Source organism: Epilithonimonas sp. (assembly GCF_032054305.1).
GTDB lineage: Bacteria > Bacteroidota > Bacteroidia > Flavobacteriales > Weeksellaceae > Epilithonimonas.
Window position 1 is genome coordinate 142,727 of record NZ_DAMBSX010000009.1, and the last position, 10,252, is coordinate 152,978.

The 10,252-nt window shown below is 37.3% G+C and carries 8 protein-coding genes; 5 read left to right on the forward strand and 3 right to left on the reverse strand.

What is annotated here, in order from left to right:
- Positions 1-13 precede the first annotated feature (13 nt).
- Positions 14-1,810: a translation elongation factor 4 gene (gene lepA, locus RTX21_RS17730; protein WP_312769825.1), complete on the reverse strand. Its 1,797-nt coding sequence runs from the start codon at positions 1,808-1,810 to the stop codon at positions 14-16.
- A gap of 205 nt (positions 1,811-2,015) precedes the next feature.
- Here lepA and bamD point away from each other — a divergent pair, with 205 nt between their 5' ends.
- From bamD to RTX21_RS17755, 5 genes are all read left to right on the forward strand, one after another.
- Positions 2,016-3,008: an outer membrane protein assembly factor BamD gene (bamD, locus tag RTX21_RS17735; RefSeq protein WP_312769826.1), complete on the forward strand. Its 993-nt coding sequence runs from the start codon at positions 2,016-2,018 to the stop codon at positions 3,006-3,008.
- A gap of 35 nt (positions 3,009-3,043) precedes the next feature.
- On the forward strand, positions 3,044-3,367 hold the full coding sequence (locus tag RTX21_RS17740) for a DNA-directed RNA polymerase subunit omega (protein ID WP_312769827.1): 324 nt from the start codon (positions 3,044-3,046) through the stop codon (positions 3,365-3,367).
- A 105-nt stretch (positions 3,368-3,472) separates the two neighbouring features.
- Positions 3,473-4,666, forward strand: coding sequence for a bifunctional phosphopantothenoylcysteine decarboxylase/phosphopantothenate--cysteine ligase CoaBC (gene coaBC / locus RTX21_RS17745; RefSeq protein WP_312769828.1), 1,194 nt, complete (start codon positions 3,473-3,475; stop codon positions 4,664-4,666).
- Between the two features lie 90 nt (positions 4,667-4,756).
- Complete coding sequence (locus tag RTX21_RS17750; RefSeq protein ID WP_312769829.1) at positions 4,757-5,662, forward strand: DUF4835 family protein; 906 nt, start codon at positions 4,757-4,759, stop codon at positions 5,660-5,662.
- 38 nt (positions 5,663-5,700) lie between these two features.
- Positions 5,701-7,350 (forward strand): DNA repair protein RecN, encoded by a 1,650-nt coding sequence (locus RTX21_RS17755; RefSeq protein ID WP_312769831.1) that lies wholly within the window; start codon positions 5,701-5,703, stop codon positions 7,348-7,350.
- Between the two features lies 1 nt (position 7,351).
- Here RTX21_RS17755 and RTX21_RS17760 read toward each other — a convergent pair whose 3' ends face one another.
- The gene (locus tag RTX21_RS17760; protein WP_312769833.1) at positions 7,352-8,869 is read right to left on the reverse strand and encodes a GH3 auxin-responsive promoter family protein; all 1,518 of its coding nucleotides are present in this window, start codon (positions 8,867-8,869) and stop codon (positions 7,352-7,354) included.
- Positions 8,870-8,931: 62 nt separating this feature from the next.
- Entirely contained in the window at positions 8,932-9,870 is a 939-nt protein-coding gene (locus RTX21_RS17765) for a WYL domain-containing protein (protein ID WP_312769835.1), read from the reverse strand.
- Positions 9,871-10,252: the final 382 nt, after the last annotated feature.

The window sequence follows — 10,252 nt, forward strand, 5'->3', positions numbered from 1 at the left end:
ATTGAATTAAATCTTAATCATTCAGTTTCAAAACAGCCATAAACGCTGACTGCGGAACTTCTACACGACCAATTTGCTTCATCTTTTTCTTACCTTCTTTCTGCTTCTCAAGAAGTTTACGTTTTCTGGAAATATCACCACCGTAACATTTCGCCGTAACGTCTTTTCTCAATGCTTTGATAGTTTCTCTCGCAATAACTTTCGTTCCCAAAGCCGCTTGAACTGCAATATCAAACTGTTGTCTCGGAATCAGTTCACGAAGTTTTTCACACATTTTTTTACCAATGTGATAAGCATTAGAATCGTGAATCAATGAAGATAAAGCATCTACCATATCGCCGTTAATCAGGATGTCCATTTTCACCAATTTAGAAGCTCTGAATCCAATTGGATGATAATCGAATGACGCATAACCTTTAGAGATAGACTTCAATCTGTCATAGAAATCGAAAACTACTTCCGCCAAAGGCATATTAAAAACCAGTTCCACTCTTTCAGAAGTCAAATAACTTTGATTGACAATTTCACCCCGTTTCTCGATACAAAGAGTCATAACCGGTCCAACAAAATCAGATTTTGTAATAATTGAAGCCTTAATGAATGGCTCTTCTACTCTGTCCATTGTTGTAGGGTCCATCATTTCAGACGGGTTATTGATCAAAATTGCCGTTTCCGGTTCTTTCTTGGTATATCCGTGATAAGAAACGTTCGGGACCGTTGTGATAACATTCATATTGAACTCTCTATCTAGTCTTTCCTGAACAATCTCCATATGCAGCATTCCCAAAAATCCACATCGGAAACCGAAACCTAGAGCCGCTGAACTCTCCGGTTCGAAAACTAAAGAAGCATCATTCAGTCTCAATTTTTCCAGAGAGAATCTTAATTCTTCAAAATCTTCAGACTCGATAGGATAAATCCCGGCAAAAACCATCGGTTTTACCTCTTCGAACCCATCAATTGGAGCAGCAGCTGGTTTTTCAAAAGACGTGATGGTATCTCCTACTTTTACTTCCCGTGCATCTTTGATTCCCGAAATCAGGTAGCCAACGTCGCCACACTGAATGGTTTTCTTTGGAACTTGTTTCAGTTTCAAAGTACCAACCTCATCAGCACCATATTCTTTTCCTGTTGCAAAGAATTTGATCTTTTCGTTCTTAGAAATGCTTCCATTGACTACTTTAAAATATGCTTCGATTCCCCTGAAAGGATTATAAACAGAGTCAAAGATCAACGCTTGAAGTGGAGCTTCTGGATCCCCAATAGGTGCCGGAATTCTTTCTACGATCTGCTCCAGCAAATCATGAACACCTTCGCCTGTTTTCCCTGAAACACGTAAAACATCTTCATATTCGCAACCGATGAGATTCATGATTTCATCTGTTACCTCTTCAGGGTTTGCAGAAGGGAGGTCTATTTTATTAAGAATTGGAATAATTGTCAAATCATTTTCCAAAGCCAGGTATAAATTACTAATTGTTTGCGCCTGAATACTTTGTGCTGCATCTACTATTAAAAGCGCACCTTCACATGCCGCAATCGAACGGGAAACTTCATAAGAAAAATCAACATGTCCCGGTGTATCAATCAGATTTAGAACAAACTTTTCTCCTTTATACTCATAATCCATCTGGATGGCGTGAGATTTGATCGTGATGCCACGTTCTTTCTCTAGATCCATATCGTCCAACGTCTGAGATTGCAACTCTCTCTGCGTAACGGTGTTTGTATATTCTAAAAGACGATCTGCCAATGTACTCTTACCGTGGTCGATATGTGCAATGATGCAGAAATTCCTGATGTTTTTCATTTAAAATTCTTGTAATTTGCAAAAATACATTATTTATTAATAGTCCGGAAATTGGAATGATCGATTGTGATGATTTTTTTGAATATATGAATATCTTTCACAAGAAAAAACGTTAATCTTTCATAAAAAAAATAGATTGGAGAAAAAAGTTTTATTTTTGCAAATTAATTAGAATCAAGTAAGCAGAATTATTCTGTTCGGAATTATGAAGAAATATATCAGTCTAGTAGTATTATCTATGTTTTTGCTGTCTTGCAAAACTGAAATGGATCAGGCGATGAAGAGTGCCGACAAAGATTTTATCTTAAAAGTAGCAAATGAAAAATTTGCGAAGAAAAAATGGGCAGATGCCTTGGCTTTATATGACAGATTACCAAACCTTGTTGCAGGTACAGATGATGCTCCAAACGTGGTCTTCAATTCTGCATACGCCAATTATTATGATAAAAACTACAGATTGGCGGCGAATCAATTCAAGAATTTTGCGATAAGTTTTCCTCAGGACCCAAGAAAAGAAGAAGCTGCTTATTTATCTGCACTTTGCTATTACGAGGGATCTTTGCAGTATAACTTGGACCAAAGCAATACAGAATCTGCGATCACAGAACTGCAAAGTTTCATCAATGATTATCCAGATTCTGAACGTTCTAAAAACATTAATCAACTGATTGATGAACTAACCTATAAATTGGAATTCAAAGCATTTGAAAATGCCAAGCAATACTTCAAAATGGGAGAATATAAAGCTGCTTCTGTGGCATTTGAAAATGTTTTGGAAGATTTTCCAGCTACTAAGCTTAGACCAAAGATCTATGATATTTCTCTAAAATCGAAATATGAATTGGCAATCAACTCGGTTTATGACCTGAAAAAAGAAAGATTAGACGCTGCTGCTGCTTACGCAAAAAGAATAAGCGCAGAACTTCCAAATTCTGAATATTCCAAAACAGCCGATGACCTTTACATTAAACTAGAAGCAGAGAAAGTAAAATTCGCTAAACTACAGGAGGAAGTAGAAAAACGAAAAGCTGAATACGAGGTTAAAATTAAAAATGCTGAAGCCAAGGAGAATGAGAAAAAAGAATTGGCTCAGGAAAAAAACCAACTACAGCTGGAAAAGACTGCAGAGAAGACAAGAAGAGACAGTGCGAAGATAAATACACCTGAACCTCAGGCTACTTTCAAGTTTAAAAGATAATTAGTATATTTGCAATCCCAAAATAATTTCACCCTATGAGTGTTAAAGATACAAAAGCAGAAATAAGTACGATCACTTACGACAAAGACAAGATCGAAGAAAAAGTAGGTAGCATCTATGAGGCTATCGTGATCATGGGTAAAAGAGCGGAACAGATCAATGCTGAGATTCGTTCTGAGCTGCATGGGAAATTAGATGAGTTTGCTGTTCACAACTCTACTTTGGAAGAAGTTTTCGAAAACAGAGAGCAGATAGAGATTTCCAAACACTACGAAAAAATGCCAAAGCCTACTTCTATCGCCATCAAAGAATGGTTGGATGATGAAGTATATTTCAGAAAAACCGACGATAGAAAATAAATTTTTCTTTCCGGAAAGATAAGAACCGTCTAGTTTATAAAACTGAGACGGTTTTTTTGTTAATAAAATTATTAATACTTTCGTTAATACAAAAATCAAAGGCAAATGAGCTTGCAAGGCAAAAAAATCATCCTGGGAATTACAGGAGGAATCGCTGCATATAAAATGAATTATCTTGTACGTGACCTTATCAAGAACGGAGCAGAAGTAAAGGTAATCCTGACAAGATCGGCAGAGGATTTCATATCACCGCTTACACTTTCTACCCTATCCAAAAACAAGGTCTTCACTGATTTTTATGATGAAAACAAGAACTGGAACAATCACGTAGAATTGGCACTTTGGGCAGACCTCATCCTAATTGCGCCTTGTACAGCAAATACATTGGCAAAGATAACCACTGGAATCTGTGATAATTTTTTGATGGCCGTTTACATGTCTGCAAAATGCCCTGTTATCATTGCTCCAGCCATGGATCTGGACATGTATGCACATCCGACTGTGACAAGAAATCTACAAATTGCTGAAAGTTTTGGTCATCAGATCATTCCGGCAGAATTCGGAGAACTGGCAAGTGGGCTGGTTGGACAAGGACGATTGGCGGAGCCTGATACAATCCTGTCTATTATAGAAAAAAGATTCTCCAACGACACATTAAGTTTTGCAGGCAAAAAACTCCTCATCACTGCAGGTCCTACTTATGAGAACATTGACCCGGTAAGGTTCATTGGAAATCATTCTTCCGGAAAAATGGGATTTGAGATTGCAAAAAATGCCGCAAAAAAAGGAGCCGAAGTAATTTTGATTTCCGGGCCTTCTTCTGAAAAAGTAGATGATAAAAACATCACGCTTCACAAAGTGACCTCTGCTCAGGAAATGTTTGACGAAGTATTCAAATATTACGAAAATGCAGATATCGCTATCATGAGCGCAGCCGTTGCCGATTATACTCCGAAAGTAAAAGCAACGGAAAAAATAAAGAAAAGTGAAAACGAACTGACAATAGAATTGGTCAAGAATAAGGATATTCTCAAAACAATGGGAGAACAAAAATCACATCAATTTTTAGTTGGTTTTGCTTTGGAAACTCAGAACGAGGAAGAGAATGCGAAAGGAAAATTGGTCAAGAAAAATCTCGACATGATCATTCTCAATTCTCTACGTGATGAAGGTGCCGGTTTTGCGAATTCAACAAATAAGATCAAAATTTTCACACCAACCGAAGAGCATTCTTTCGATTTAAAATCAAAAGAAGAGGTTGCCAATGACATATTAAACTTTATTGGGCAAAAATTGTAACAAAATAGTCGAAATCACGTTATGTTCTTAGCGGAATTAGATTCTGAACTTTAACAAAGATTCCTTATTTTTACAGACATTTTTATAAGAATGAAAAAACTACTTTATATAATTTGTGCTTTATTTTTCGCTCAGACTGCTTTTTCACAAGAGCTTTTGGCGACTGTACAAATCAACAACCAACAAATCCAGGGAAGTAACACACAGGTTTTCAGAACACTCGAAAAATCCTTACGCGACTTCATCAATAATACGAGCTGGACGGGGAAAAAACTTCAGAACTTCGAAAAGATCAAATGTAATTTTGCCATAGTCCTTTCTGAACGGACTGCAAACAATGCTTTCAAAGGAGCAATTGTTGTGCAGGCAACCAGACCGGTTTTCAATTCCCAATACGAATCGCCCTTGATCAATGTGAATGACACTAATTTTGCTTTCGAATACAATGAGAATGAGAACCTCATTTTCAACGAAAGACAATTCTCTGGCAAAAACCTTATTGATGTGATCAGTTTTTATGTTTATTTAATCCTGGGCTACGACGGAGACAGTTTCCAATTGAAAGGTGGACAGCCTTGGTTTGATAAGGCCTTTAAGATATCGCAAAATGCGCAGAACCAGAACTACGCCGGCTGGAATGCCGTGGAAAGTCAAAGGAACAGAGGAGCACTGATTAGTGGTTTACAAAATGAGAATACATCCGCATTAAGAACAGTTTATTATAGCTATCACAGATCCGGACTGGACAATCTTGCAAAACAAGACCAAAACCCTGCGAAAAAGATCATCGCAGAATCTCTTATGCAGCTGAAATTCTATGACAATAATTTCCAGATGAATTATCCATTCGGAGTTTTCATGGAAACAAAGAGTACGGAGATCTTCAATATTTTCAATAGCGGACCTAATACATCTGTGAACATCAGTGAGCTTAAAACCTTGATGAGTACATTCTCTCCAAAAGATATTGACACCAAATGGGATAAGTGGAAATAATAATTTTTAATTATTAGTTATTAATTGTTAATTTCATTATGCTTTCAAGAATTTTTATACAAAACTTTGCGTTGATCGATCGATTGGAAATCGATTTAAAAAATGGATTACAAGTCATTACAGGAGAAACTGGAGCCGGAAAATCTATTATTCTTGGTGCACTTCGTCTCATAATGGGCGAAAGAGCTGATGTGAAATCATTTGCTAAATCTGACGTCAAAAGTATTGTAGAAACCGAATTTCATATCAATAAAAACTTCAAAGATTTTTTTGACGATAACGATTTGGATTTCGAAGAACAAACCATTATCAGAAGAGAGATCTTGCCGAATGGAAAATCCCGGGCTTTTATCAACGATGTTCCGGTAACGCTTGATATTCTGAAAGAATTGTCATCAAAACTGATAGATATCCATTCACAATTCGAGACTTCTAATCTTTTTACAGAACAATTTCAATTCGGGATATTGGACGGATTGGCTAAAAACCAATCGTTATTAATTGATTATCAAAATCATTATTTCGGTTATCAAAATACAAAAAGAGAAATTGAGCAACTGAAATCTGCATTGGCTGAGAACAATAGAGAATCTGATTATAAAAACTTTCTACTCACCGAATTAGAAGAAATACAGCTGGATGACCTGGATTTTGAAGAAATACAAAATCAGCTCGGAATACAGGAAAATGCAGAACAGATCAGTGAATATCTTTCGGAAACTATTTCCAAATTAAATCAGGATGATTTTGGGATCTTGTCCAATCTTTTTGATGTTAAAAATAAGATCCAAAAACTTTCGGAATTATCTTCGGATTATCAAGACCTCAGCCAAAGGCTAGAAGCTTCTTATCTGGAGCTGAAAGACATCAATACCGAAATTGAAAATAAAGCTGAAAGTCTGGAAATCGATCCAAATCTCCTGCAGGCTTTATTGACAACAGTCAACCGATTAAATTCACTTTTTCTAAAACATCAAGTGAATGATATCAATGGACTTTTGGAAATAAGAGAAGAACTATCTGCAACACAAAACTCTCTTGAATTAATTGAAAATCAAATTGAAGAAAAAGAGAAAAACCTTAAAACCATTGAAAAAGAACTTGATTCCTTAAGTAAAAAATTATCCGAAAACCGATTAAATTTTTCTGAAAACTTAGAAAATCAAGCCAAACAAATCTTCAGTCAATTAGGTTTAGAAAAAGCGATTTTAAAGATTGATCTGTCTGATTCTACTACTTATAATCTTCATGGGAAAAATAATATTCAGATCTTGTTTCAAGCCAATTCTGGTTTTCCTCTGAAGCCTATCCAAGGAGCTGTCTCTGGCGGAGAACGTTCCAGAGTAATGCTTGCCATCAAAAAAATAATGGCCGAAAACAATGCTCTTCCAACCTTAATTCTTGATGAAATTGACACAGGTGTTTCCGGAAGGATTGCAGAAGAAATGGGAAAACTGATGAAAGAGATGTCACAAGACCTTCAGCTTATCGTGATCACTCATCTTGCGCAAGTTGCAGCAAAAGGAAACGAGAATTACAAAGTGGTGAAATTCGATGAGGATGGAATTACCAAAACAACAATCGTCAAGCTTTCAGAAGACGAAAAACTGAACGAAATTGCACAGTTGATATCAGGATCGAAAATTACAGATGCCGCTATTTCTCAGGCAAAGGAATTGATAGGATAATTTATAATTGATTAAGCTGTAACAAAGGATCAATGTATTGTCGGTCATTACTCAATCTCGGCACTTTGTTCTGTCCACCTAATTTTCCACGGCTCGCCATCCATTCGTAAAATAGATTAGGTCTTGCCGAATGAACGATTGGACATCTTAATGTAATATCGTTATAGCGTTTTGCTTCGTAATCGGAATTTAAAGTCTTAAGCGTTCTGTCAAATACCTCTGTAAATTCCTTTAAATCATTCGGTTTTTTCGTGAATTCGAAGATCCATTCGTGACAACCTTTGCTTTCATTGGTCATGAAAACGGGTGCTCCAGTGTAATCGGAAATGCTCGCATCCAAATGTTCGCAAGTAATCTTAAGAGCCGTTTCCACATTATCGATCATCAGCTCTTCCCCAAAAGCATTGATATAATGTTTGGTTCTGCCCGAAATCTTAATTCTGTAAGGCTGGATCGATGTAAACCTCACGGTATCTCCAATCAAATAACGCCAAAGTCCACCATTGGTAGTAATCACAACCGCATAATTCTTATCCAGCTCGACCTCCGAAATTGGAATTGCTTCTCTAATTCCTGCATAATACTGATCCATTGGAATGAATTCATAGAAGATTCCGTAATCCAGCATCAGTAGCATCTCATCACTACCCGCCTGATCCTGAATGGCAAAAAAACCTTCGGAAGCATTGTAGATCTCATAATAACGAATCCCTTTACCTATGAATTCTTTATACTGATTTTTATACGGCTTGAAACTGATCCCACCATGGAAGAAAACTTCCAGATTTGGCCAAAGCTCCCCGATGCTATTTTTCCCCGTCTCCTGTAATGTTCTTTGCAGAAGAACCATCATCCAGCTTGGAACTCCTGTCAGGCTTCCCACGTCTTCATTTTTCACTTCGCTGATGATCGCCTTCATCTTGCTTTCCCATTCGGACATGAGGGATGTTTTTTTACTGGGTGTATTGATAATCTCCACCCAGAAAGGCAGATTCTCAATCAGTATCGCCGACAGGTCACCGAACTTGGTGTTGAAGTCCTGATACATCTCTGCACTCCCTCCTAATCTGAGATTCTTGTGCTGGAACAGCTCGCTTTCCGGATGATTGTTGACATAGAGGGCAACCATATCTTTGCCCGCCTTGTAATGGCAATCTTCCAGGCTTTCATCGGTGATAGGGATATATTTGCTTTTGGCATTGGTGGTTCCGGAAGATTTCGCAAATTGCCTGATCACTCCCGGCCAGAAAACATCTTTCTGACCCTGCCTTGCCTTTTCAATATAAGGTTCGAAATCCTCATAACAGACAATCGGAACTTTTCTCTGAAAATCGCGGTAATTGGAAATGGAACTGAAGCCATACTTCTGCCCATACTCCGTCTCCTCTGCATGGAAGAGCTGCGAGAACAGAAGACCCTCCTGGGTTTCTGTAGGATATTTTATAAAATGTTCTATCTGATCTATCCGTTGAAGGATAAACCAATTGACGACAGAGTTGAAAAGTGCTTTAGTTGCCATTCATCACAAATATAACAAATTTTGATAATGGAAAACATGTTGGTCGTCTTAATAGAAAAATATCAGCTTTTTTCCTCTTCTACCGAGCTGTCATCGTATTGCTGGATAGATTTTTCCAGTGTTTCCTTCACTTTGCTGATGAGACTTTTGGGCTCCATTACTTTGACCTGATTCCCGAATGAGAGAATCTCTTGGATAAAATCGTAAGTCGGATAAAGGTCGTATGCGAAATAAACCGACTTGTCCGTTTCTTTTTGGATCTGCTGCGAATGATGGAGCGGAGAGCTTTTGAGATACTCTGCTTGTTCTTTTGTAGAGCGTATGATAATATTTTCCGGCTGCTCTTCCAGATTCATAATTCCGAAAGCGTTCTTGAAATGTTCTTTCAGATTGAATCGTTGCTGGAGTTTGAAACCGGCTTTGCTCACAGAAAGGTCACTGATCCTATCCAATCCGAAAGCTTTCAGTTTCTCATCTTTTGTGTCTAGGGCAATTAGATACCAGCGGTCTTTGGACTCTTTGAGCGCCATGGGATGGACTTTCCTGGATGTGATACTTTGGTCTTTGTATTTGAAATGCTGGAACTCTATAATCCTCTTGTTCCTGATGGCGAAAAGGAGGTCATAAAAGTTCTGTATCCCTCTAGGTGTACGATTTTCCAGATAGACGAACTCTGCAAAATCGGGTTGGGAGTTTACGGCGTTCATGATCTGGAACGATTCTATAAGGCGCTGGTTGTACTCGTCCACCTCCATCACAGGGCGACTTTCTATGTAATAGCGATTATCCCCTTTTTTCTTGTTATGAATATCAAAATTGAAAAGATTGGCTATATCCTTGATATCCCTTTGCAAGGTGCGCATTGAGTAGCTCACAATTTTGGCATCCTGAAACTCGAAGGAGTTGAGGAGATAGCTCTCCAGCTCGGGATATGTGGCCGGCGAGCGCTCCAGTCTTTTGATGATCAAAGAATATCTGGTAAGGTAAAAATCTTTTTTCATTTGTGGCTACTTAATGTGTTTTATTGTCAAATGGAACTGAAGTTTCATTTTGTCTTTTAGTTATTAAATTTTGTTACACAAATATAAATTCTTAATGCGACAAAAGGTGTCGTGTTTTATTTTTGTGGATAAGTTTCTTTGAACTTGCAACTATTTTTGAGACAAAATTTATATACTCCTTATGCTACATTTTTAAATTGATTAGACATTAAATTTTGATACTCTTTTATGGTTAAATTTTCTTCAGTCTGGCAGAGATAAAGGTAATAAAATCTATAAGCTACAAAAAACCACTCAAATAGAGTGGCTTTAAAATTTTAATCTTCCCTGAACTTGCAACTATTTTTGAGACAAAATTTATATACTCTTTATGCTACATTTT